This is a genomic window from Pseudomonas sp. Z8(2022) (assembly GCF_025837155.1).
Classification (GTDB): domain Bacteria; phylum Pseudomonadota; class Gammaproteobacteria; order Pseudomonadales; family Pseudomonadaceae; genus Aquipseudomonas.
In genome coordinates this window covers 3,771,997-3,797,133 of the sequence record NZ_CP107549.1, presented here as the reverse complement: position 1 = coordinate 3,797,133, position 25,137 = coordinate 3,771,997, and the positions used below count along the sequence as shown (strand labels likewise).

The window sequence follows — 25,137 nt, the reverse complement described above, 5'->3', positions numbered from 1 at the left end:
CGAGTCATCTGACTCGGTTTTTTGAAATTTGGTGCCCAGGAGAAGACTCGAACTTCCACGGTGTTGCCACCACTGATACCTGAAACCAGCGCGTCTACCAATTCCGCCACCTGGGCACTGCAGCAATGTTCGTCGTTACCGACACGGAGCGTTGCATCCGTTATTTGCAAAGTGGGTTATCAAGCCGCTTCACGAAATTTGGTGCCCAGGAGAAGACTCGAACTTCCACGGTGTTGCCACCACTGATACCTGAAACCAGCGCGTCTACCAATTCCGCCACCTGGGCACAGAAACCGATGATTCCTCATCTGCTTCGTGTTACAACGTCTGCTCGACGCTGTGGGCGCGAACTATACGGGCGGGCATTTGGCTTGTAAACCCCTGACCCCAAAAAAATTATTGTCGGCGGAAAAGCTGCCGCAAATGCCGTTTTCGCGCTTCAATAGGCAAATGGCATACACCTTTATACATAAGCATAGGTAATCCTTCCTACATGGCCGATTGGCAATCCCTCGATCCCGAGGCCGCCCGCGAGGCGGAAAAATACGACAACCCCATTCCCAGCCGCGAACTGATCCTGGCCCATCTGGCCGAGCGGGGTTCGCCCGCCAGTCGCGAGCAACTGGTCGAAGAGTTTGGTCTCGATACCGAGGACCAGCTCGAAGCGCTGCGCCGCCGTCTGCGTGCCATGGAGCGCGATGGTCAGCTCATCTACACCCGCCGCGGCACCTACGCGCCGGTGGACAAGCTCGATCTGATCTGCGGGCGCATCAGCGGTCACCGCGACGGTTTCGGCTTCCTCGTGCCGGATGACGGCAGCGATGACCTTTTTCTCAGTCCGGCGCAGATGCGTCTGGTGTTCGATGGTGACCGTGCCCTGGTGCGCGTGGCCGGTCTCGACCGGCGTGGCCGTCGCGAAGGCGGCATCGTCGAGGTGATCAGCCGTGCCCACGAGAGCATCGTCGGCCGTTACTACGAAGAGAACGGCATCGGCTTCGTGGTTGCCGACAATCCCAAGATCCAGCAGGAAGTGCTGGTTACCCCCGGACGTACCGCCGGTGCGCGCGTCGGGCAGTTTGTCGAGATCAAGATCACTCACTGGCCGACCTCTCGCTTCCAGCCGCAGGGCGACATCATCGAAGTGATCGGTAACTACATGGCCCCGGGCATGGAGATCGACGTGGCGCTGCGCAGCTACGACATCCCGCATGTCTGGCCCGAGGCCGTGATCAAGGAGGCGCGCAAGCTCAAGCCCGAAGTGGACGAAAAGGACAAGGAAAAGCGCGTCGACCTGCGCCACCTGCCTTTTGTGACCATCGATGGTGAAGACGCGCGCGACTTCGACGACGCCGTCTACTGCGAGAAGAACAGCAGCCGCTGGAAGCTGTTCTCCGGTGGCTGGAAGCTCTACGTGGCCATCGCCGATGTGTCGCACTACGTCAAGGTTGGTTCGGCGCTGGACGCCGAGGCGGTCGAGCGCGGCAACTCGGTGTATTTCCCCGAGCGCGTCGTGCCGATGCTGCCCGAGGAACTGTCCAACGGGTTGTGCTCGCTCAACCCGCATGTCGATCGCCTGGCGATGGTCTGCGAGATGACCATGTCCAAGAGCGGCCAGATGGTCGACTACAAGTTCTATGAAGCGGTGATCCACTCCCACGCACGTCTGACCTACAACAAGGTCAGCCTGATGCTGGAAGATCCCAAGAGCAGCGAGGGCAAGTCCCTGCGCAGCGAATACAAGGAAGTCCTGCCGCACCTCAACCAGCTCTATGCGTTGTATCAGGTGCTGATTGCGGCCCGTCACGAGCGCGGCGCCATCGACTTCGAAACGCAGGAGACGCGCATCATCTTCGGTGAGGATCGCAAGATCGCCGAGATCCGTCCGACCCAGCGCAACGACGCGCACAAGCTGATCGAGGAGTGCATGCTGGCCGCCAACGTGGCCACTGCACGCTTCATGCAGGATCACGAGATTCCCTCGCTGTACCGCGTGCACGACGGCCCGCCGGCCGAGCGCCTGGAGAAGCTCAAGGCCTTCCTCGGCGAGCTGGGTTTGTCGCTGCAGCGTGGCAAGTCCAAGGACGGCCCGTCGCCCAAAGACTATCAGCGGCTGCTGGAAAGCATCCGCGAGCGTCCGGACTATCACCTGATCCAGACCGTGATGCTGCGTTCGCTGAGTCAGGCGGTGTACAGCGCCGAAAACGCCGGTCACTTCGGCCTCAACTATGAGGCCTATACCCACTTCACCTCGCCGATCCGTCGCTACCCTGACCTGCTGGTGCACCGCGCCATTCGCAGCGTGATCCGCTCCAAGCGCGAAACCAAGCACGTGGAGCGTGCTGGAGCGGCGATCATGCCCAGGGCGCGTATCTATCCGTATGACGAGGCGGCGCTGGAGAAACTCGGCGAGCAGTGCTCGATGACCGAGCGTCGTGCCGACGAGGCGACCCGTGACGTGGTCAACTGGCTCAAGTGCGAGTTCATGCAGGATCGCGTCGGTGAAACTTTCGAGGGCGTGATCACTGCGGTGACCGGCTTCGGCATCTTCGTCGAGTTACGCGACATCTACGTCGACGGCCTGGTGCACGTAACCGCGCTGCCGGCCGACTACTACCACTTCGACCCGGTTCACCATCGCCTGTCCGGTGAGCGCAGTGGCCGCAGCTTCCGCCTTGGCGACAGCGTCGAGGTCAAGGTCATGCGCGTCGACCTGGACGAGCGCAAGATCGACTTCGAACTGAGTCAGGGCAAGGCCAAGGGGGGTGATTCGCGGCGTGGTGGCAAAGCCGGCGGCATAGGCAACACCGATGTGCAGAAAAGCCGGGAAGTGAAGAAGGCCTTGCTCGACAGTGCGAAGAAGGGCGGCGGCAAGGCGCCGGCGAAGAAAACCGCCAGTCACCGCAAGGGCGCGCCTGCGCCAAAGGCCAAGGCCGAAGCGGGCGGTGGCAAGCCGAGCAAGCGTAAGGCGAAGCGATGAGTCAGTTGGAAAAGGTTTACGGCGTTCACGCCGTGGAGGCACTGCTGCGCCACCATCCCAAGCGGGTCAAGCAGTTGTGGCTGGCCGAGAGTCGTCAGGCACCACGTATCCAGCCGCTGCTGGAGCTGGCGGCGCAGTACCGCGTGCCGGTCGGGCACAAGGAGCGCCAGGAGCTGGACGATTGGGCCGAGGGCGTGCACCAGGGTGTGGTCGCCGAGGTCAGTCCGAGTCAGGTCTGGGGTGAAAACATGCTCGACGAGCTGCTCGAGCGTAGCGAGGGTGTACCCCTGCTGCTGGTGCTCGACGGCGTGACCGATCCGCATAACCTCGGTGCCTGCCTGCGTACCGCCGATGCGGCGGGGGCGCTGGCGGTGATCGTGCCCAAGGACAAGTCCGCCACGCTCAATGCCACCGTGCGCAAGGTGGCCTGTGGTGCGGCCGAGGTGATCCCGCTGGTGGCGGTGACCAATCTGGCGCGCACCCTGGAGAAACTGCAGAAGAAGGGGCTCTGGGTGGTCGGCACTGCAGGTGAGGTCGAGCAGGAGCTGTATCAGCTCGACATGACCGGTCCGACGGTGCTGGTCATGGGCGCCGAGGGCAAGGGCATGCGCCGTCTGACTCGCGAGCATTGCGATTACCTGGTCAGGCTGCCCATGGGCGGCAGCGTCAGCAGTCTCAACGTCTCCGTCGCCACTGGCGTCTGCCTGTTCGAGGCGGTGCGCCAGCGTCGGGCCAAGCACCAGGGTTGACTGCTCAAATAATCGCCAATTCGCCTTGCGTGCGGCAGGGGGCTTCTCTAGAATGTCGCCCCTTGCCGTAACGGCAGGCCTATTTGCGCCTACCGCCCGGCAAGCTCATCACGAGAAAAAACCACTCCTTGCCTGACCACCTTAGTTGGCAGGCTACAACCCGTAAGGAGCATTTATGCGTCATTACGAAATCATCTTCCTGGTTCACCCGGACCAGAGCGAGCAAGTCGGCGGCATGGTCGAGCGTTACACCAAGCTGATCGAAGAAGACGGTGGCAAGGTTCACCGCCTGGAAGACTGGGGCCGTCGTCAGCTGGCTTATGCCATCAACAACGTCCACAAAGCCCACTACGTGATGCTCAACGTAGAGTGCACCGGCAAGGCCCTGGCCGAGCTGGAAGACAACTTCCGCTACAACGACGCCGTGATCCGTAACCTGGTCATCCGTCGCGACGAGGCCGTTACTGGCCAGTCCGAGATGCTGAAGGCCGAAGAGAACCGCAGTGAGCGCCGCGAGCGTCGTGAACGTCCTGAAAACGCCGAGTCCAACGACGGCGATGACAGCGACAGCAACGACAGCGACAACGCTGACGAGTAATCCACGGATCTATTGAGGAGCCAATCACATGGCACGTTTCTTCCGTCGTCGTAAATTCTGCCGCTTCACCGCTGAAGACGTGAAAGAGATCGATTTCAAAGATCTCAACACCCTGAAAGCCTACATCTCGGAAACCGGCAAGATCGTTCCCAGCCGTATCACCGGTACCAAGGCTCGTTATCAGCGTCAGCTGGCCACCGCTATCAAGCGCGCCCGCTTCCTGGCCCTGCTGCCCTACACCGACAGCCACGGCCGCTGAGATCGGATAGTCGACAAGAGTTAAGGAATAGATCGCATGCGCGCCCTGGCTGAATACATCATGCGCGGCCGTATGCAGGCCACCCTCGTGGTGGTGGGATCGGCAGCGATGCCGCTGTTGTTCTGGTTGAGTGCCGCCGCTGGCAGCCTGGTGCTGTTGCGACGCGGAGCCAGTGATGCCATGGGCATCCTGGCCTGGGCCATGCTGCCGGCGATTGCCTGGTGGTATTTCGGCGAACCGCGCACCTTGCTGGTGCTGGTCGGTGCGCTGGGGCTGGCGTTGTTGTTACGCGCCAGTTGGACCTGGAACCGCATACTGCTGAGCAGTGTGGTACTGGGCCTGGTGTATGGATTGGTCCTTGGGGCGGTATTCCGCGAACCCATCGAGGCCATGGCCGGTGAGCTGCAGAAGCTGCTGCCGACCATGTTCGATGGGGCTCATCAGCAGTTGTCTGAGAGCGAACGCGAGCGGCTCGAGGCGCTGATTGCACCGGTGCTGACCGGATTGCTGGCGGCCTTGCTGCAGATCCTGAGCTTGCTGAGCCTGATCCTTGGGCGTTATTGGCAGGCCGTGTTGTACAACCCTGGCGGTTTCGGTCGCGAGTTCCGCGCCCTGAGACTGTCGCTGCCGCAGGCGCTGTTGCTGCTGGCGGGCATGATGCTAGGCCCCAATCTGGGGCCGCAGTTGGCCATGCTCACGCCGCTGTGCAGTGTGCCTTTGCTGTTCGCCGGGATTGCCCTGGTGCATGGCCTGGTGGTTGAGGGACGACTCGCTCGCTTCTGGCTGGTGGGCATGTACATCACGCTCCTGCTGTTCATGCAGCTGATCTATCCCTTGCTGGTGGTTTTGGCCATCGTCGACAGTCTGTTTGATTTTCGCGGTCGCCTCGCTCGCAAGAGCGGGCCCGCGGACGGTGAAGGTTAAAAGTTAAGAGGTAAGACCCAAATGGAAGTCATCCTGCTGGAAAAAATCGCCAACCTGGGCAACCTGGGCGACAAAGTGAATGTTAAAGCCGGTTACGGCCGTAACTTCCTGCTGCCGCAAGGCAAGGCCACCGCTGCTACCGCTGAAAACGTAGCTGCGTTCGAAGCCCGCCGCGCCGAGCTGGAAAAACTGGCTGCCGAGAAGAAAGCTTCCGCTGAAGCTCGCGCTGCTCAACTGGCTGAGCTGGAAGTCACCATCACCGCCACCGCTGGCGATGAAGGCAAGCTGTTCGGTTCGATCGGTACCCACGACATCGCTGACGCCCTGACCGCCTCCGGTGTTGAAGTGGCCAAGGCTGAAGTTCGTCTGCCCAACGGTACTATCCGTCAGGTCGGCGAGTACGACGTTGCACTGCACCTGCACACCGACGTCGAAGCCACCGTCAAGGTGATCGTGGTCGCTGCCTAATCAGTAGCCGCCAGGCGGGCTTGCACTCCGCTGCAGGTCTGCTGACAATCGGGCACGGCATCGCTTCGGCGATCCGTGCCCTTTGTTTTTCTATCGCAGTATTTTCTCCCCGAGCCTATGAACGACATCAGCATTCCCGAGCAATACGACCTGCAGACTGCTGCCCTGAAAGTGCCTCCGCACTCCATCGAGGCGGAGCAGGCGGTACTGGGTGGCCTGATGCTCGACAACAATGCTTGGGAGCGTGTGCTCGATGGAGTTTCCGATGGCGATTTCTACCGCCATGACCATCGTCTGATCTTTCGCGCGATCTTCAAGCTGGCCGAGCGTAACGAGCCCTTCGACGTCGTCACCCTGTCCGAACAACTGGACAAGGAGGGGCAGCTGTCGCAGGTCGGTGGCCTGGCTTATCTCGCCGAACTGGCGAAGAACACGCCGTCGGTAGCCAACATCAAGGCCTATGCGCAGATCATTCGTGAGCGCGCCACCCTGCGCAAACTGATCAGCATCAGCAACGAGATCGCCGATAGTGCCTATGCGCCGGAAGGCCGTACCGGCGAGGAGATTCTCGACGAGGCCGAGCGCAAGATCTTCGAGATCGCCGAGGACCGGCCGAAAACCGGTGGCCCGGTGGGCATCAATGACATTCTGGTCAAGGCCATCGACCGCATCGACACGCTGTTCAACAACGGCGATGCGATTACCGGTCTGTCCACCGGCTTTGATGACCTGGACAACCTCACCAGCGGCCTGCAGCCGGCGGACATGATCATCGTTGCCGGCCGTCCGTCGATGGGTAAGACCACCTTCGCCATGAACCTGGTGGAAAACGCCCTGATGCGCAGCGACAAGGCGATCCTCGTCTACTCGCTGGAGATGCCTTCGGAATCCATCGTCATTCGTATGCTCGCCTCGTTGGGGCGTATCGACCAGACCAAGGTGCGTGCCGGTCAGCTCGACGACGATGACTGGCCGCGCCTGACCAGCGCGGTCAACCTGCTCAACGATCGCAAGCTGTTCATCGACGATACCGCCGGTATTTCCCCATCGGAAATGCGCGCACGTACCCGGCGCCTGGCGCGCGAGCACGGCGAGATCGGCCTGATCATGGTCGACTACCTGCAGCTGATGCAGATTCCCGGTTCCAGCGGCGACAGCCGGGTCAACGAGATTTCCGAGATTTCGCGCTCGCTCAAGGCGCTGGCCAAGGAGTTCAACTGCCCGGTCATCGCCCTGTCGCAGCTCAACCGGGGCCTGGAGCAGCGCCCCAACAAGCGCCCGATCAACTCCGACTTGCGTGAATCCGGAGCGATCGAGCAGGACGCCGACATCATCCTGTTCGTCTACCGTGACGAGGTCTACCACCCGGAGACCGAGTACAAGGGCGTGGCCGAAATCATCATCGGCAAGCAGCGTAACGGTCCGCTCGGTACCGCGCGGCTGGCCTTCCTCGGCAAGTATTCGCGTTTCGAGAACCTGGCGCCGGGCAGCTATCAGTTCGAAGACGAGTAACAGCGCCTGTCAGCGGATGCGCCCACGAGAGCAATCTGATCTCGCTCAATGAAAACGGGCGCCCAGCGGTTAAGATGGGCGCCCGTATTTCGTTCAGGCTCCCTGCCATGCGTCCGCTTGCTGCCATCATCGACCTCTCCGCCATTGCTCACAACTACGCTGTCGCCAAGCGCTGCGCGCCCGGGCGCCAGGCTTTTGCGGTGGTCAAGGCCAACGCCTATGGGCACGGTGTCCGTGAGGTGGTCACGGCGCTGCACGATGTGGCCGATGGCTTCGCCGTGGCCTGCCTGGAAGAGGCAGCGGAAGTACGCGCCATGCATGGCGAGGCGCGCATCCTGCTGCTCGAGGGCTGCTTCGAGGCCGGCGAATACGCCATTGCCGCGCAGCTGGGGCTCGATCTGGTGGTGCAGAGCGCGGCGCAGGCTGAGGCCCTGCTCGCCAGTGAGCCGGTGCGGCCGCTGAATGTCTGGCTGAAGCTGGACTCCGGCATGCATCGGCTGGGTTTCGATGCCGCCAGCCTGCGCCACTGGCACGCACGGCTCGAGAGCGCCGAGCAGGTCGCCGAGCTCAATCTGATCAGCCATTTCGCCTGTGCCGACGAGCGCGGTCATCCGCTCACCGAACAGCAGGTGGAGCGTTTCCTCGATCTGCTGGACCTCGACTTCAGCCATCGCTCGCTGGCCAACTCCGCGGCCGTGCTGACCATTCCCGCCGCGCACATGGACTGGCTGCGCCCGGGCATCATGCTCTATGGCGCCACGCCGTTTGCCGAACTGAGTGCGCGTGAGCTTGGCCTGAAGCCTGCCATGACCCTGGCTGCCCGGGTAATCGCCGTGCGCGAAGTGGCGGTTGGTGAAAGTGTCGGTTATGGCGCGAGCTGGGTAGCGCAGCGGCCTTCGCGCATTGCCACGGTCAGCTGCGGTTATGCCGACGGTTACCCGCGCCATGCACCGAGTGGCACGCCGGTACTCGTCGAGGGGCAGCGTGCCGTGCTGGCGGGTCGGGTGTCGATGGACATGCTGGCTGTGGATATCACCGACCTGCCCGAGGCCGATATCGATTCGCCGGTGGAGCTATGGGGCGCCAATCTGCCGCTGGACGAGGTGGCGACGGCGTGCGGCACCATTGGCTACGAGTTGCTGACCAAGGTCACAGCGCGGGTGCCGCGTCGCTATATCGGTTAGGCCAGGCCGCTGGGCACCTTGAGTACGTCCAGCTGCAGGCAGGCCTGTTCGCTCAGCTCACCATCATCGCCGTGCACGCGGGCTCCCGAGCGGCCCAGCTCCTTGACCCGATAGAGCGTCTGATCGGCGACCTTGTACAGCCCGGCAAAGTTCTGTGCATGCTGCGGGTAGAGCGCCACGCCGAGGCTGATGGTTACACGCAGGCGCTCGGCACCGTAGTGCACCGGCTCGGAAAGCTCCGCCAGCAGGCGTTCGGCGATCTCCCGGGCCTGGCTTTCGGCGTCGCTGCCGCAGATCAGCACGGCGAACTCGTCACCGCCCAGACGCGCCACTGCATCGCCAAGACGCACACGTTCGCGCAGGCGCTTGGCGATTACCTGCAGCATCATGTCGCCGGCCGCGTGGCCGAAGCGATCATTGATCGGTTTGAAGTGATCCAGGTCGATCAACAGCAGAGCCACACTCTCCTTGTGCCGTTGGGCATGCCCCAGCGCCGACTCGCAGCGTTCGACCAGATAGCGGCGGTTGGGCAGCTCGGTCAGTGGATCGTGAAAGGCGGCATGCTGCAGCTCGCGCTCGCGTTCTCGCAGCCGTTCATTGGCTGCGGCCAGTTCGGCGGTGCGTCTGGTTATCGCGGCTTGCAGCTCGTCGGCACTGGCCTGCAGTTGGGCCAGGCGCGCAGTCTTCTCGCGATCGGCCTGTTGCAGCGCCACGGCGCGCTCCTGCTTGAGTATCTGAATGCGATAAGCCAGGGCGAAAGAGAACAGGATGGATTCGGCGGCCACTGCCAGCGGGAACACATAGGCATTCCACTGCGCCGGTTGCAGCACGCCCGTGGTGCGCAGCAGCAGGATACTCACGCTGCCGAGCACCAGACCATAGCCGTACAGATACAGCTGCGCCGGGAAGAAACCCTGACGCCACCGCACCACGGCGCTGCCGAGTGCTGCCGGGATGCTGGTCAGCGACAGCAGGGCGATGATCCAGGCCGCCAGGTAGCGCTGACCGAACAGGTTGAGCACGATGGCGACGATGTAGAGGGCGCAGGCCATGCTCAGCAGGTGATGTGCCCAGCGCACGTACAGTTTGGTCTGCAGCAGGGTCTGGGTGAAGCGGCAGGCGAACAGCCCCCACAGCGAGGGCAGGGTGACGCGATCAAACCAGGGCGGGACCGCGCCGCCGGGCCACAGATACTGCGCGCCATGGCCGGTCATGCTGATGATGAATACCAGTGCGAACGCAGTGGTCAGCACGTACCAGAAGTAGGCCTTGTCGCGTAGCGAGATGAGGATGAACAGGTTGTACAGCAGCAGTGCGAAGATCACGCCGTAGATGGCGCCTAGCACCAGGTTTTCGCTGGCTGCCAGTTGCTTGAGTTCATCGAGCTGCCAGATGCGTAGCGGGAATGAGTTGCCGGCAGGGTCGAAGGCGCGCAGGTAGAAGGTGGTCGGCTGTTCGCCGAGGGGCGGCAGGTCGAACACCATGCGCCGGTAAGGGTGGTCGCGACTCTCGTGATAGGGCACCCGTTCGCCGGATTGGCGCAGCAGCCAGCCGCCTTGGCCATCGGGTTGGTAGAGCTGCAGGTCGAGCTGGGTTACCGAGCCTACCTCCAGTACCCAGTTGGCTGGCGCGTGCGTATCGCGTTGCAGGGTGAGTTTTATCCACCAGGGGTTCAGGCTCTGGCCGACACTGGCCCGGCCATTGGCCGGGTGAAAGCGGGCCTGCTGCTCGGGGTTGGTGAGATCTTCGATGCTCAGGTTGCCGTTAGTGTCTTCCAGCAACTCGATATGGGCGTTGAGCGGCATGCCGCTGCTGGCATCGGTGAGTAGCACGGATGCCGCGGCCGGGCCCGAAGTCGACAGACCTAGCAGAAAGGCGAGCAGGAAGGCGAAACGCTGCAGCATAGGTAACCTGGAGTTGGGGCAGCCGAGTAATTGAGTATATGCACAGGATTGTTATCGGACGTAAACAAATATGGCGTATGGCTACTGCCGAAGATGCCCGAATTTTCTGCCCTTGCGCCTTTATTGAGAGCGAACGAGGGGCTGCGCCGGCCTCAGTGCCGGAGGCATTGCCATCGAAGCGGTTGATGGCATTAAAGCCGAGCGCAATGGTCTGATTTGGTCAAAATTTGTGCTATCATCCGCGCCCCTCGTGATAGCTAATTGATCAAAAAATATGCAAGCCGCCAAGCCGCTGTTCGACTATCCCAAGTACTGGGCCGAGTGTTTCGGGCCTGCGCCCTTCCTGCCGATGAGCCGGGAAGAGATGGATCAGCTTGGCTGGGACAGCTGCGACATCATCATCGTCACCGGCGATGCCTACGTCGATCATCCTTCGTTCGGCATGGCCATCATCGGCCGGCTGCTCGAAGCCCAGGGCTTTCGCGTCGGCATCATTGCCCAGCCGGACTGGCGCAGCAAAGACGACTTCATGAAGCTCGGCGAGCCGAATCTGTTCTTCGGCGTGGCCGCAGGCAACATGGACTCGATGATCAACCGCTACACCGCGGACAAGAAGATCCGCTCCGACGATGCCTACACTCCCGGCGGTCTGGCCGGCAAGCGCCCGGATCGCGCCAGTCTGGTCTACAGCCAGCGCTGCAAGGAGGCCTACACCCATGTACCGGTGATCCTCGGCGGCATCGAGGCTTCGCTGCGCCGTATCGCCCATTACGACTACTGGCAGGACAAGGTGCGTCGTTCGATCCTGATGGACGCCACTGCCGACATCCTTCTTTACGGCAACGCCGAACGTGCGGTGGTCGAGATCGCCCAGCGCCTGTCGCGGGGCGAGAAGGTGGAAGCCATCACCGATGTGCGTGGCACCGCTTTCGTTCGTCGTGATACGCCGGATGGCTGGTTCGAGATCGACTCGACCCGTATCGACCGGCCCGGCCGCGTCGACAAGATCATCAATCCCTACGTCAATACGCAGGACACCGAGGCCTGTGCCATCGAGCAGGCCAAAGGCGAGGTCGAAGACCCCAACGAAGCCAAGGTGGTGCAGATTCTCGAAAGCCCGCGCATGACCCGCGACAAGACGGTGATCCGCCTGCCGTCCTTCGAGAAGGTGCGCAACGACCCGGTGCTCTATGCCCACGCCAACCGCGTGCTGCACCTGGAAACCAACCCGGGCAACGCCCGCGCGCTGGTGCAGAAGCATGGCGAGGTGGATGTGTGGTTCAACCCACCACCCATTCCCATGACCACCGAGGAAATGGACTACGTGTTCGGCATGCCCTACGCGCGCGTGCCGCACCCCGCGTATGGCAAGGAGAAGATTCCGGCCTACGAGATGATCCGTTTCTCGGTGAACATCATGCGCGGCTGCTTCGGCGGCTGCACCTTCTGCTCCATTACCGAGCACGAAGGCCGCATCATCCAGAACCGTTCCCACGACTCGATTCTGCGCGAGATCGAGGAGATGCGTGACAAGGTGCCGGGCTTTACCGGCGTGGTCTCCGACCTGGGCGGGCCGACCGCCAACATGTACCGCATCGCCTGCAAGGACCCGGAGATCGAGAAGCACTGCCGCAAACCGTCGTGCGTGTTCCCGGGTATCTGCGAGAACCTCAACACCGACCACAGCTCGCTGATCGAGCTGTACCGCAAGGCCCGCGCTCTGCCAGGGGTGAAGAAGATTCTGATCGCTTCGGGGCTGCGCTACGACCTTGCTGTCGAGTCGCCTGAGTATGTGAAGGAGCTGGTCACCCATCACGTTGGCGGCTATCTGAAGATCGCTCCGGAGCACACCGAGCGCGGCCCGCTGGACAAGATGATGAAGCCGGGGATCGGCAGCTACGACCGCTTCAAGCAGATGTTCGAGAAATTCTCGAAGGAAGCGGGCAAGGAGCAGTACCTGATCCCGTACTTCATCGCCGCGCACCCGGGCACTACCGACGAGGACATGATGAACCTCGCACTGTGGCTCAAACGCAACGGTTTCCGCGCCGACCAGGTGCAGGCCTTCTACCCGTCGCCGATGGCCACGGCCACGGCCATGTACCACTCGGGCAAGAACCCGCTGCGCAAGGTCACCTACAAGAGCGACGGTGTGACCATCGTCAAGAGCGAACAGCAGCGTCGCCTGCACAAGGCCTTCCTGCGTTACCACGACCCGAAGGGCTGGCCGATGCTGCGTGAGGCACTGGAGCGCATGGGCCGCGCCGACCTGATCGGCAACGGCAAGCATCAGCTGATTCCGACCTATCAGCCGCAGACCGACGAGTACCAGAGCGCGCGGCGCAAGAACTCGACACCTGCCGGCAGCAAGAAGGTCGGCAGGATCCTGACCCAGCACAACGGCCTGCCACCGCGCGCCAGCGATGGTGCCAAACCCTGGGACAAGCGCGAGCAGGCCAAGGCGGCTGCCTTCGCCAAACTGCAGGAGCAGAAGAAGGGCGGCAAGGCTTCGGGCGGCAAGAAGAAGCCGCGTCCGGTCGCTCCGCGCTGAATGTACAGGGCAGGCTTCAGGCCTGCCTTGTACATGATCCACCAGCTGCGCTGACACTGCAGGCCAGAGGCCGGGATGACCTCAGCCGTTTCCCCCAGAAAAGCGCCTGATCATGCGCCAGCACGGCATCGCAGAGGCTTGTGAGCGATGTTGGCGCACTGCCTGGGACATGCGCCTTGGTTTGTTGGTGTGTTGGTACTATAGTTCCAAAATAACAACAAAACCGGAGCTCTCCCATGCGTGTTGCTGCCCCCTCGCTGTTCGCCCTGTCTCTGTTGCTGGTCGCATGCGGCGACGGTGATGTTGCGCCTGTTGCCAACCTCGATTTTCAGAAACAGCTGCAGACTCAGCTGATCAAGGCCAGGCCCGGTGAAGTGATCGAGATTCCCGCAGGTACCTGGCAGCTCGACCGCAGCCTCAGTCTCAAGGTCAGCGGGGTGACTCTCAGGGGCGCCGGCATGGACAAGACCATCCTCAACTTCAAGGGCCAGAAGTCCGGCGCCGAGGGGCTGCTGGTGAATGCCTCCGACTTCACCATCGAGGATCTGGCGCTCGAAGATACCAAGGGCGATGCGCTCAAGGTCGTGGGCGGCGAGAACATCGTCATCCGTCGCGTGCGCACCGAGTGGACCAACGGCCCAGCTACCGAGAATGGTGCCTACGGCATCTACCCGGTGCAGACCGAGAATGTGCTGATCGACGGCGTGGTGGCCATAGGTGCCTCGGACGCCGGCATCTATGTCGGCCAATCGCGCAACGTGGTGGTGCGCAACAGCCGTGCCGAGCGCAACGTCGCGGGTATCGAGATCGAGAACACCATCGGTGCCGACGTCTACGACAACGTCGCCACCGGCAATACCGGCGGCATCCTGGTATTCAACATGCCCAATCTGCCGCAGCCGGGGCACACCACGCGGGTCTATCGCAACAAGGTCGAAGGCAACAATCACGACAACTTTGGCCACAAGGGCACGCCGGTGGCCAGTGTCCCGGCCGGTTCCGGCGTACTGGTCAACTCCAACGACAAGGTGGAGATCTTCGACAACGACATCGGCGATCACCGCACGGCCAACGTCATCGTCAGCAGCTACTTCAGCACCGGATATACCGACCTTTCCACCACCGAGGATTTCGATCCCTATCCGGAGGCTATCCATATCCATGGCAATCGTTTCGGCGCAGCGGGCACAAGCCCTGACAATCTCGAACTCAAGGCGCTGAAGCTGGCCAAGTTCGGTCTCAATGGCCGCCTGCCGGATATCCTCTGGGACGGCTACGTGAATCCCGAGAAGGAGGTGAACGGCAAGCTGCCGCCCGAACTGGCCATCTGCATCGACAATGGCGACGCCGGCATCCTCAATGTCGATGGCCCGGGCGGCTACAGGAACATCAGTACCGACATCGGGCCGCATCGCTGCGAGCTGCCCCGTCTGCCTGCCGTCGAGCTGCGTGCCGCGCTGGCCGAGGCGGGTGATGAGGCATGAAGAGCGGCTGGCTGTTGCTCATCAGTGCGCTGCTCGCCGCCTGCGAGCAGCCACGTACACCGCTGTACCTGCCCAGTGGCGAGAACTATCCGGAAAAGCTCAGTGAATGGGGTGTGCTGCAGCAGCGCGACGGCCGCCTGCAGCCTGTCGAGGGTGTGTTGCCCTACGACCTGAACACGCCGCTGTTCACCGACTATGCGCACAAGCTGCGCACCATCTGGATGCCCTCAGGCACTAACGCGCGGTATGGCGAAGCCCGTTTCGATTACCCGGTGGGCACCGTACTGAGCAAGACCTTCTACTATCCGCGCGACGCTCAGGGACGCTTGCTGCGCAGTGAGCAGCACAATGCCGAGGCAGTAGAGCTTGAACGGGTGAGGCTGATCGAGACTCGCATCCTGCTGCACCAGGAGCAGGGCTGGGTCGCTCTGCCCTATGTCTGGGATGGCGATCAGCGCGAGGCGACCCTGGACTGGGCGGGCGCCAGCTTCGAGCTGGAGTTGCATGATGAGCGCGGCGAGGTGCTGGCGGTGGACTATCAGGTGCCCGATGCGAACCAGTGCGCGGGTTGTCATGAGGAACAGGCGGGCAAGGGGGCGCAACCGCTGGGGCCGAAAGCGCGGCATCTGAACAGGGATTTTGCCTATGCCGATGGCACGGCCAACCAGTTGCAGCGCTGGCAGTCTGCCGGTTTTCTGCAGGGTGTTCCGGCCGATATGGCGGACGTTCCGCGAAACGCCCTGTGGGGGGCACCGCGTGAGGGCGAGAGCCTGGAGACGCGGGCGCGCAGTTATCTGGATGCCAACTGCGCGCATTGCCACAACCCTCAAGGGCCGGGGCGGACCTCCGGGCTGTATCTCGACTCGGACACGCCGCTGAGCATCGCCTATGGGCTATGCAAGCAGCCGGTTGCGGCCGGCAAGGGCTCCGGCGACCGCCTTGTGGACATTCATCCCGGTGCGCCTGAAAAGTCGGTGCTGAGCTTTCGCCTGCACAGCACCGACCCCAGCATCATGATGCCCGAACTGGGGCGGTCCACCTCCCACCGCGAAGGACTGGAGGTGATCGACCGCTGGATTGCCAGCCTCGACGGCGAGTGCTGAATGACGCAGCGCTCAGTCGCCGGGGCTGCTCCTTAGTTGTGCGCTCCGGCGGAAGCTGGTGCGACTGGCGCCCCGATATGGGGCTCGGTTTGCGTGAGCGCCTCGGCAAAAAACGGTGCTTTGCCTCTGGCATAAGTCTTGCGCGGCACTGAGCATCGCCCAGGCTAGCAGGAGGCCGCCGTGTCGATTCATGTCGCGCTGCACCATGTCACCCACTACCGCTACGATCGCGCGGTCAATCTCGGGCCGCAGGTCGTGCGTCTGCGACCGGCGCCGCACAGCCGCACGCGCATCCTCTCCTACGCGCTGAACGTCGAGCCGGGCCAGCACTTCATCAACTGGCAGCAGGATCCGCAGGGCAACTACCTGGCGCGTCTGGTGTTCCCGGAAAAGACCCGCGAGTTCAAGGTCGAGGTGGATCTGGTCGCCGAGATGGCGGTGTTCAATCCTTTCGATTTCTTTCTCGAACCCTATGCCGAGCGCATTCCCTTCGACTACACCGAGGTCGAGCAGCGCGAGCTGGCGCCGTATCTGGTCAAGCTGCCGGCCACACCGCTGTTCGCCCAGTACCTGGCCGGCATCGAGCGCACACCCAGGCCCAGCGTCGATTTTCTGGTGGAGCTGAACCAGCGTCTGTCACGCGACATCCGCTACCTGATCCGCATGGAACCGGGCGTGCAGACGCCGGAGCAGTCGCTGGAGCTGGCCTCCGGTTCCTGCCGCGACTCGGCCTGGCTGCTGGTGCAGTTGCTGCGTCATCTGGGGCTGGCTGCGCGCTTCGTCTCCGGCTACCTGATCCAGCTCACCGCCGACGTCAAATCCCTCGATGGCCCGAGCGGAACCGATCAGGACTTCACCGACCTGCACGCCTGGTGCGAGGTGTACCTGCCCGGCGCCGGCTGGATCGGTCTCGACCCGACTTCGGGTCTGTTCGCCGGCGAAGGTCATATCCCGCTGGCCTGCAGTCCGGAACCGTCCTCGGCGGCGCCGATCAGCGGCGGGCTGGACGAATGCGAGGTGGAGTTCGAGCACCTGATGAGCGTCGAGCGCGTGTGGGAAGCTCCGCGCGTCACCAAGCCCTACAGTGAGTCGCAGTGGCAGGCGATCCAGGCGCTGGGACGGCGTATCGACGATGACCTGCAGACCCATGACGTACGCCTGACCATGGGCGGCGAGCCGACCTTCGTCGCCCTCGACCATCCCGATGATGACGAGTGGAATACCACCGCACTGGGGCCGAACAAACGGCGCCTGGCTGCCGATCTGTTTCATCGCCTGCGCGAGCATTACGCGCCCAAGGCGCTGGTGCACTTCGGTCAGGGCAAGTGGTATCCGGGCGAGCAGTTGCCGCGCTGGTCGCTGAACTGCTTCTGGCGCCGCGACGGCGAGCCGCTTTGGCACGATCCGGAACTGCTGGCTGACGAGAAGCGCGGTTATGGCGCCAGTGGCGAAACCGCCGAGCGCTTCCTGACGACCCTGGCGTCCTATCTGCACGTGGATGCCGGCAACGTCTTCCCCGCCTATGAAGACTGGTTCTACTACCTGTGGCGCGAGCGCAAGCTGCCGGACAACGTCACTCCCGACGCCCCGCGCCTGAGCGACCCGCTGGAGCGCGAACGGATGCGCAAGGTGTTCGGCCAGGGACTGGATCACGTCGTCGGTCATGTGCTGCCGCTGGCGCGCCAGGTGGTGGGCGAGGGCTGGCAGAGCGGACGCTGGTTCCTGCGTGACGAACACTGCCGGCTGCTGCCGGGCGATTCGCCGCTGGGCTACCGCCTGCCGCTGGACTCGCTGCCCTGGGTCAGCCAGGCCGACTATCCCTATATCAATCCGGTCGATCCCAGCCAGCCGCTGCCACCGCTGCCCGCCGCGGCGCAAATCCAGCGCCAGCTGCGCGGGGTCTGGCGCGGCGCCAGTGCCGCGCCGCAGAGCGCTCGCCCGGCTACCGGGCAATCGGCTGCCGGCATCGTGCGCACCGCGCTGTGCGCCGAACCGCGCGAAGGTCGGCTGTATCTGTTCATGCCGCCACTGGCGCACCTGGAGGACTACCTGGAGCTGGTCGCGGCCATCGAGGCGGTGGCCGCCGAGCTGAACTGCCCGGTCCTGCTGGAAGGCTACGAGCCACCACTCGATCCGTGTTTGCAGTATTTCCGCGTCACCCCCGACCCGGGGGTGATCGAGGTGAACATTCACCCGGCTGCCAGCTGGGACGAACTGGTCGAACGCTGCGAATTCCTTTACGAGGCGGCGCGTCAATCGCGGCTGTCCAGCGAGAAGTTCATGATCGACGGGCGCCACACCGGCACCGGCGGCGGCAACCACTTCGTCCTCGGCGGGGCGACGCCGGGCGACTCGCCTTTTCTTCGTCGCCCGGATCTTCTGCGCAGCCTGATCAGCTACTGGCACAACCACCCCTCGCTTTCGTATCTGTTCAGCGGTTTGTTTATCGGCCCGACCTCGCAGGCGCCGCGTGTGGACGAGGCGCGCAACGATGCGCTGTACGAGCTGGAGATCGCCTTCGCGCAGATGCCCGAGCCGGGCCGCGACTGTCCGCCGTGGCTGGTCGACCGCCTGCTGCGCAACCTGCTGGTGGACGTCACCGGCAACACCCATCGCGCCGAGTTCTGCATCGACAAGCTGTACTCTCCGGACTCGGCCAGCGGTCGCCTCGGCCTGCTCGAACTGCGCGCCTTCGAGATGCCGCCGCACGCGCAGATGAGCCTGGCCCAGCAACTGCTGCTGCGCGCGCTGATCGCCCGCTTCTGGCAGGAGCCCTACCGCCCAGCCAGGTTGGTGCGCTGGGGTACCGAGCTGCACGACCGTTTTCTGCTGCCGCATTTCGTCGAGCAGGATTTCACCGACGTGCTGCAGGAGCTGGCCGCCTTCGGTTACCCGCTGCGTGCCGAATGGTTTGCACCACATCTGGAGTTTCGTTTTCCCAAGGCCGGCGATTTCGCGGTCAAGGGCATCGACCTGGAACTGCGCCAGGCCCTGGAGCCCTGGCACGTGCTGGGCGAGGAGGGTGCCAGCGGCGGCACCGTGCGCTACGTCGACTCGTCGCTGGAGCGCATGCAGGTCAAGGTCGCCGGCATGGCGCCGGATCGCTACGTACTGACCTGCAACGGCGTGCCGGTGCCGTTGCGGCCCACCGGCAAGGTCGGCGAGTTCGTTGGCGGCGTGCGCTTTCGCGCCTGGCAGCCGGCCAGTTGCCTGCAGCCGACCATCGGCGTGCACGCGCCGCTGGTGTTCGACCTGATCGACACCTGGATGCAGCGCTCGCTGGGCGGCTGCCAGTACCATGTGGCGCATCCGGGCGGACGCAACTACGACAGCCTGCCGGTCAACGCCTACGAGGCCGAGAGCCGGCGCCTGGCGCGTTTCTTCCGCCTCGGCCACAGCCCGGGCAAGCGCCCGGCACTGCAACCGAAGGACAACAATGAATTGCCGATGACTCTGGATCTGCGTCGGGTTTGACGTCGATTCCGTCTGTGGGAGGGGCTTTAGCCGCGAACCGTCGCCGCTGAAGCGCCTCCCACGGATGCGGCACCCACCTGCATCACGCTGCACCGCCTTGCCACTGCCGAGCCTGCCATGCACGACCTGCTAGCCGATTACCCGCCCCCTGCCGGGGCCTACCACGAACTGCTCGACGCCAAGGGCAACGTGCGCCCGCACTGGCGCCGTCTGTACGAGCAGCTGGCGCGCAGCCGCCCGGAGCACCTGGCGCAACGCGAAGCCATGCTGGCCCGGCAGATTCAGGAAAACGGCGTCACCTACAACGTCTACGCCGACCCGGACGGTGCCGACCGGCCGTGGGAACTCGATCTGCTGCCCAACCTGATCCCGGCTGACGAGTGGCAGCAGATCGCCGCCGGCGTGGCGCAGCGCGCGACGCTGCTCAACCGTGTGCTGGCCGATCTCTACGGACCGCAGAAGCTGATTGCCGAAGGCCTGCTGCCGACCGAGCTGGTATTTGGCCACAACAATTTCCTCTGGCCGTGTCAGGGCATGCAGGCGCCGGGCGGCACCTGGCTGCATCTGTATGCGGTGGATCTGGCCCGCGCGCCGGACGGGCGCTGGTGGGTCACCGCCGACCGTACCCAGGCACCTTCCGGCGCCGGCTACGCGCTGGAGAACCGGCAGATCGTCTCGCGCGCATTTCCCGAGCTGTACCGCGACCTGCGCGTGCAGTACCTGGCCGGTTTCTTCCGTACCCTGCAGGACACCCTGGCGCGTCAGGCCCCGAGTGGCGGCGAGACGCCGCTGGTGGTACTGCTGACGCCGGGGCGCTTCAACGAAAGTTACTTCGAGCACCTGTATCTTGCGCGTCAGCTCGGCTATCCGCTGGTCGAGGGCAGCGACCTGACCGTGCGCGATGCCACCCTCTATCTCAAGACCCTGGCCGGCCTGCGCCGCGTACATGCGGTGCTGCGCCGCCTCGACGACGACTACTGCGATCCGCTGGAGTTGCGCACCGATTCGGCCCTCGGCGTGCCCGGCCTGCTGGAAGCGGTACGCCGTGGGCGCGTGCTGGTAGCCAATGCCCTGGGCAGCGGCGTGCTGGAGTCGCCCGGGCTGCCGGGTTTCCTGCCGGCGATCAGCGAGCATCTGCTGGGCGAGGAACTGCTGCTGCCGTCCATTGCCAGCTGGTGGTGCGGCGAGCCGCCGGTGCTGGACGAGGCGCTGGAGAAGCTCGACCAGTTGCTGGTGCGCCCGGCCTTTCCTTCGCAGAGTTTCAATCCGGTGTTCGGCCGCGACCTGGACGAGGCGCAGCGCGCCAGGCTCGCCGAGCGTCTCAAGCAGCGCCCCTACGCCTACGTGGCGCAGGCGCGAGCCAAGCTGTCGCAGGCGCCGGTGTGGGATGGCAGTGGCCTGCAGCCGCGCGCCATCGGTATGCGCGTGTTCGCCGTGGCCAGCGCCGATGGCTACCGGGTGATGCCTGGCGGCCTGACCCGTGTGGCCGGCGAAGCCGATGCCGAGGTGGTGTCGATGCAGCGTGGCGGAGCGAGCAAGGACACCTGGGTACTCGGCAATCGACAGAGCGGCGAGCCCTGGCAGACGCAGCGCACCCTCGGCACGGCGGATCTGGTGCGCAGCGACCCCTTCCTGCCCTCGCGGGTGGTGGAGAACCTGTACTGGTTCGGCCGTTATGCCGAGCGCTGCGAGGGCAATGCGCGCCTGCTGCGCATCATGCTGGCGCGCTACGTCGATGATGACGACGACCCGCAGGCGCTGCAGAGCGCCCTGGCCCTGGCGCAGGATCTGGGGCTACTGGCCGCGCCGGATGCCGGCGAGCTGGAGGCGCGTCTGCTGCAGGCGCTGCTCGGTGGTGACTGGCCGGCCAGCCTGCGTGCCAATCTGCAGCGCCTGCAATGGGCGGCCGCGAGCGTGCGCGGCAAGCTGTCCCAGGCCAACTGGCAGGCGTTGGTCGAATTGCAGCGCGAGGCGCAGATGCTCGAAGGCCAGCCGGCCGATTTCGGCGAACTGCTGGATTTTCTCAACCGCCTGCTGATGTCGCTGGCGGCGCTGTCGGGCTTTGCCCTCGACGACATGACCCGCGACGATGGCTGGCGCTTTCTCATGCTCGGCCGCTACATCGAGCGTCTGCAGTTTCTCTGCGACAGCTTCGCCGGTTTCCTGCGCAGCGGTTCGGCCACCGATCAGTCGGCGCTGGAGTGGCTGCTGGAACTGGGCAACAGTAGCATCACCTACCGCACCCGCTATCTGGCTTCGGCGCAGCTGATTCCGGTGCTCGACCTGCTGCTGCTGGACGAGCAGAACCCGCACGCCGTGATCTTTCAGATGCGCACCCTGCTGCGTTCGCTGCAGGGGCTGCACGAGCGCTTCGAACTGCCGGCCGAGCGTTATCTGGTCTATCTCGAGCAACAGTTGAGCGCCTTCAGTCTGGCCAGCCTGGAGAACCCGCTGTTCGGCCCCGGCAGCATCCGCGCCGTGCTGGCAGGCCTGGCCGAGCTGCTGGTGAGCATCAGCGCGGCCGCCGGTGATGTATCCGATCACCTCGGGCTGCGTTTCTTCGCCCATGTCGATGTCAGTCAGCGGACGCAATCCTCATGAACAGCGCGCTGTATCAGGTTCTCCACGACACCCATTACCGTTATTCGGCGCCGGTTTCCCTGGCCCAGCAACTGGCGCATCTGTGGCCGCGCGAATGTCCCTGGCAGCGCTGCCATGAGCAGGAGCTGCGCATCGACCCGCAGCCCAGCCAGCGCCGTGACGGCCTGGATGTGTTCGGCAATCCGCTGACGCGGCTGGTGTTCGAGCGCCCGCACGAGGCGCTCAGCGTCAGCGCGCGCTTGCGCGTCGAGGTGCTGGCGCGTGCGCCGCTGGAACTGAACGACTCGCCGGACTGGGAAGCGGCCGTCGCGGCGCTTAGCTATGCCGGCAAGCCAATGGCGCCGGCGCTGCTGGAGGCCGCGCGCTACCGTTTCGAGTCGCCCTATGTGCGCCTCAAGCAGGTTTTTGCCGACTACGCCGATGACTGCTTCACACCGGGTCGCCCGTTGCTGCAGGCCGGGCAGGCGCTGATGCAGAAGATATTCGGGGAGTTCAGCTTCGACGCCGACGCCACTCAGGTGGCGACGCCGCTGCTGCAGGTGCTGGAGGAGAAGCGCGGTGTGTGCCAGGACTTCGCCCACCTGATGCTTGCCTGTCTGCGCTCACGCGGTCTGGCCGCGCGCTATGTCAGCGGCTATCTGCTGACCCAGCCACCACCCGGCCAGCCGCGGCTGATCGGCGCCGATGCGTCGCATGCCTGGGTTTCGCTGTATTGCCCGCATCAGGGCTGGGTGGACTTCGATCCAACCAACAACGTGCGTCCGGCACTGGAGCACATCACCCTGGCCTGGGGCCGGGATTTCTCCGATGTATCGCCGTTGCGGGGCGTGATTCTGGGAGGCGGCAGCCATGACCCGGAAGTTCGGGTCACGGTGCTGCCGCTGGGATAGGCGGGATCAAGGGCCTCGCGTGAGACCCTTGGGATGATGACTCAGTCGACCAGCTTCACGCTGCCCTTCATCATCGAGTAGTGGCCGGGGAAGGAGCAGAAGAAGCTGTAGTCCTCGCCCGCGCTCAGCTTGTTCACGTCGAAGGTTACCGAGGTGCTCTCGCCGCCGCCGATCAGGTCGGTATGGGCGATGACTCGCTCGTCGCCGGCCTTGAGGTAGCTGGCATCGGGGCCGGCGGGAATGCCGTCGGTGGCGATCCCGGGCATGTCGGCAGTCTTGCTCAGCACCCAGTTGTGGCCCATGGCGGTCTTGGGCAGCGAGCCGGTGTGCTTGAGGTTGACGGTGAAGGTTTCGCAGCTCTTGCTGACTTCGATGGCCTGGGTGTTGAAGGTCATCTGATCGGTCGACTCGACGTCTACAGTGCATTCGGCTGCCAGCAGTGGCGAGCTGCCGAGGCCAAGGAGTGCTACCAGGGTGAGTTTGCGCAACATCTTGATCCCTCCGGATTCTGATTTATCGGTCAGGTCTACAGGCTCGCACAGCTTGCGGCCCATACTCTATGCGACCGAACGCCACGGCATTTATCCCGAAAATCTGTGGATAAGACTGTTGAGAAGCTCTGAAACGACGTGCCCATGGCGCTCGTGGCGGGCTTTCTGAAAGCCTGGTCAGGTTTTACCCAGATCGACTGCCTGCACCGGGAAAACACTTTGCAATGAAGTGCTTGGCGCAGGAGGACGGCAATTTGCGCAGAGCCCGATGCAGTCCAGGCGTTATCCCCGATAACGGTGGAGCAAATTGTGGATAAGCTTGGGGAAAGCGCGCCGCGCCAGCGTGGCTCAAGGCGTTGCCGGCACTGCTCAGAGAATGACCGACTCAGTCGGTGGTCGGTCGCAGGCGGCGCCAAAGGCCTGTTGCCAGGCTGACCAGCGGCACCGTCAGCAGACCCGCCACGACACCCAGCAGGGCATTGAGCAGCGTCGGCACCAGGGCCGACAGCAACTGGCCGGCATCCTGCGCCACCCACTGCGCCGCGTGGTGTACAACGGCCTCGACGGGTGGCAGACCGTGGCTGAGGATGCCGCCACCGACCATGAACATGGCCGCGGTGCCGATTACCGACAGGGCTTTCATCAGCCACGGCGCCAGACGCAGGATGCCGCGCCCGCAGGCCCGGGCGAAGGCGCTGGCGCGTTGGCTGAGGTAGAGCCCGGCATCGTCCAGTTTGACGATGCCGGCCACCAGCCCGTACACCCCGGCGGTCATCACCAGGGCGATGCCGCTGAGTACCACCAGCTGATTGAGAAAACTGGCGGTGGCGACGGTGCCAAGGGTGATGGCGATGATTTCCGCGGAGAGGATGAAGTCGGTACGCACGGCGCCGCGAATCTTGTCGCGCTCGAAGGCCACGAGGTCGAGTGCAGGGTCGGCGATCGCCTCCCGGAGCGCCTGCTGTTCTTCTGCCTGGTGCAGCCACTTGTGCAGCAGTTTTTCTGCACCCTCGTAACAGAGAAACAGCCCGCCAAGCATCAGCAGCGGCACCACCAGCCAGGGCGCCACGGCGCTGATCAGCAGTGCTGCCGGCACCAGAATCGCCTTGTTCACCAGCGAGCCCTTGGCTACCGCCCAGACCACCGGCAGCTCGCGGTCGGCGCGCACACCGGTGACCTGCTGGGCATTGAGGGCGAGATCGTCACCCAGCACGCCGGCAGTCTTGCGCGCGGCGACCTTGGTCATGGTGGCGACGTCATCGAGAACGGTGCTGATGTCGTCGATCAGGGCGAGCAGGCTGCTTCCGGCCATGTTGCGGCTTCCATAGAGGGTGAAGCCGCAGAGGGTAGCATTGTGTTACATGTCTGCGCGCAGGCTCAGACGGGCGTGCGATCCACCCACTTCGGTGCCGCGCTGGGACGCCACTCGCTGAGGGCGTCGAGCAGGTTCTGCGGGGTGTCTGCGATCTGCAGCATGTCGCGGTGCTGCGGACGCACGAAGCGCTCGGCCACCAGGTGATCGAGAAAATCCCCCAGCCTGCTGTAGAAGCCATTCACCTCCAGCAGGCCCAGTGGCTTGGCATGGTAGCCAAGCTGGCCCCAGGTCCAGACCTCGAACAGCTCTTCCAGGGTGCCGAGCCCGCCGGGCAGGGCGATGAAGGCGTCGGCCAGTTCGGCCATGCGTGCCTTGCGCGCGTGCATACCGTCCACCACTTCCAGGCAGGTCAGGCCACGGTGGCCGATTTCGGCTCGTTCCAGGCTCTGCGGGATGATGCCGATGACCTCGCCACCGGCATTCAGTGCTGCATCGGCGACTACGCCCATCAGGCCGACAGCGCCGCCGCCGTATATCAGCCGTATGCCCCGCTCGGCCAGGTGCTGGCCAAGTGCTTCGGCGGCTTGACGATAGACGGGACTGGCACCGGGGCTGGCACCACAGAAGACGCAGATACTACGCAGGGACATGGA

At 63.9% G+C, this 25,137-nt stretch carries 18 protein-coding genes and 2 tRNA genes; 14 read left to right on the top strand and 6 right to left on the bottom strand.

Going from position 1 to position 25,137, the window contains the following annotated elements; all coding sequences use genetic code 11:
• Positions 1-29: 29 nt before the first annotated feature.
• Both OEG79_RS18100 and OEG79_RS18095 read right to left on the bottom strand, forming a co-directional pair.
• Positions 30-116, bottom strand: a tRNA-Leu gene (locus OEG79_RS18100).
• Positions 117-199: 83 nt separating this feature from the next.
• Positions 200-286, bottom strand: a tRNA-Leu gene (locus OEG79_RS18095).
• A 207-nt stretch (positions 287-493) separates the two neighbouring features.
• On the opposite strand from OEG79_RS18095, the gene rnr reads away from it, so the two are divergent.
• The 8 genes from rnr (at position 494) to alr (ending at position 8,671) form a co-directional block, all read left to right on the top strand.
• Positions 494-2,977 carry a ribonuclease R gene (gene rnr / locus OEG79_RS18090; protein ID WP_264146322.1) on the top strand — a complete coding sequence of 828 codons (2,484 nt, stop codon included), beginning with the start codon at positions 494-496 and terminating at the stop codon, positions 2,975-2,977.
• Complete coding sequence (gene rlmB, locus OEG79_RS18085; RefSeq protein WP_264146321.1) at positions 2,974-3,726, top strand: 23S rRNA (guanosine(2251)-2'-O)-methyltransferase RlmB; 753 nt, start codon at positions 2,974-2,976, stop codon at positions 3,724-3,726. The genes rnr and rlmB overlap by 4 nt, the downstream gene beginning before the upstream one ends.
• Before the next feature lie 175 nt (positions 3,727-3,901).
• Complete coding sequence (gene rpsF, locus OEG79_RS18080; protein WP_264146320.1) at positions 3,902-4,324, top strand: 30S ribosomal protein S6; 423 nt, start codon at positions 3,902-3,904, stop codon at positions 4,322-4,324.
• 28 nt (positions 4,325-4,352) lie between these two features.
• A complete protein-coding gene (rpsR, locus tag OEG79_RS18075; RefSeq protein WP_003246847.1) occupies positions 4,353-4,583 on the top strand; it encodes a 30S ribosomal protein S18 in 231 nt (76 codons plus the stop codon).
• Between the two features lie 36 nt (positions 4,584-4,619).
• Positions 4,620-5,507 carry a hypothetical protein gene (locus OEG79_RS18070; RefSeq protein WP_264146319.1) on the top strand — a complete coding sequence of 296 codons (888 nt, stop codon included), beginning with the start codon at positions 4,620-4,622 and terminating at the stop codon, positions 5,505-5,507.
• A gap of 21 nt (positions 5,508-5,528) precedes the next feature.
• On the top strand, positions 5,529-5,975 hold the full coding sequence (gene rplI / locus OEG79_RS18065) for a 50S ribosomal protein L9 (RefSeq protein ID WP_003246849.1): 447 nt from the start codon (positions 5,529-5,531) through the stop codon (positions 5,973-5,975).
• A 117-nt stretch (positions 5,976-6,092) separates the two neighbouring features.
• Entirely contained in the window at positions 6,093-7,487 is a 1,395-nt protein-coding gene (gene dnaB, locus OEG79_RS18060) for a replicative DNA helicase (RefSeq protein ID WP_264146318.1), read from the top strand.
• A gap of 107 nt (positions 7,488-7,594) precedes the next feature.
• Positions 7,595-8,671 carry an alanine racemase gene (alr, locus tag OEG79_RS18055; protein WP_264146317.1) on the top strand — a complete coding sequence of 359 codons (1,077 nt, stop codon included), beginning with the start codon at positions 7,595-7,597 and terminating at the stop codon, positions 8,669-8,671.
• Here the strand turns inward: alr and OEG79_RS18050 are convergent.
• Positions 8,668-10,575, bottom strand: coding sequence for a diguanylate cyclase (locus OEG79_RS18050; RefSeq protein WP_264146316.1), 1,908 nt, complete (start codon positions 10,573-10,575; stop codon positions 8,668-8,670). The genes alr and OEG79_RS18050 overlap by 4 nt on opposite strands.
• Before the next feature lie 274 nt (positions 10,576-10,849).
• Here OEG79_RS18050 and OEG79_RS18045 point away from each other — a divergent pair, with 274 nt between their 5' ends.
• The 6 genes from OEG79_RS18045 to OEG79_RS18020 all read left to right on the top strand — a co-directional run bounded on the left by OEG79_RS18045 (position 10,850) and on the right by OEG79_RS18020 (position 22,678).
• Positions 10,850-13,126, top strand: coding sequence for a YgiQ family radical SAM protein (locus tag OEG79_RS18045; protein ID WP_264146315.1), 2,277 nt, complete (start codon positions 10,850-10,852; stop codon positions 13,124-13,126).
• Between the two features lie 236 nt (positions 13,127-13,362).
• Positions 13,363-14,610, top strand: coding sequence for a parallel beta-helix domain-containing protein (locus OEG79_RS18040; protein WP_264146314.1), 1,248 nt, complete (start codon positions 13,363-13,365; stop codon positions 14,608-14,610).
• The gene (locus OEG79_RS18035; protein ID WP_264146313.1) at positions 14,607-15,713 is read left to right on the top strand and encodes an SO2930 family diheme c-type cytochrome; all 1,107 of its coding nucleotides are present in this window, start codon (positions 14,607-14,609) and stop codon (positions 15,711-15,713) included. Before OEG79_RS18040 ends, OEG79_RS18035 begins: the two co-directional genes overlap by 4 nt.
• A gap of 180 nt (positions 15,714-15,893) precedes the next feature.
• Positions 15,894-19,187, top strand: a complete 3,294-nt coding sequence (locus OEG79_RS18030) for a DUF2126 domain-containing protein (protein WP_264146312.1) — start codon at positions 15,894-15,896, stop codon at positions 19,185-19,187.
• A 117-nt stretch (positions 19,188-19,304) separates the two neighbouring features.
• Positions 19,305-21,788: a circularly permuted type 2 ATP-grasp protein gene (locus OEG79_RS18025; protein WP_264146311.1), complete on the top strand. Its 2,484-nt coding sequence runs from the start codon at positions 19,305-19,307 to the stop codon at positions 21,786-21,788.
• Entirely contained in the window at positions 21,785-22,678 is an 894-nt protein-coding gene (locus OEG79_RS18020) for a transglutaminase family protein (protein ID WP_264146310.1), read from the top strand. Before OEG79_RS18025 ends, OEG79_RS18020 begins: the two co-directional genes overlap by 4 nt.
• A gap of 41 nt (positions 22,679-22,719) precedes the next feature.
• Here the strand turns inward: OEG79_RS18020 and azu are convergent, their stop codons facing one another.
• From azu to OEG79_RS18005, 3 genes are all read right to left on the bottom strand, one after another.
• Positions 22,720-23,169, bottom strand: coding sequence for an azurin (gene azu / locus OEG79_RS18015; RefSeq protein ID WP_264146309.1), 450 nt, complete (start codon positions 23,167-23,169; stop codon positions 22,720-22,722).
• A gap of 385 nt (positions 23,170-23,554) precedes the next feature.
• Positions 23,555-24,481, bottom strand: coding sequence for a DUF808 domain-containing protein (locus tag OEG79_RS18010; protein ID WP_264146308.1), 927 nt, complete (start codon positions 24,479-24,481; stop codon positions 23,555-23,557).
• Positions 24,482-24,546: 65 nt separating this feature from the next.
• Entirely contained in the window at positions 24,547-25,134 is a 588-nt protein-coding gene (locus OEG79_RS18005) for a TIGR00730 family Rossman fold protein (protein ID WP_264146307.1), read from the bottom strand.
• Between the last annotated feature and the right edge of the window lie 3 nt (positions 25,135-25,137).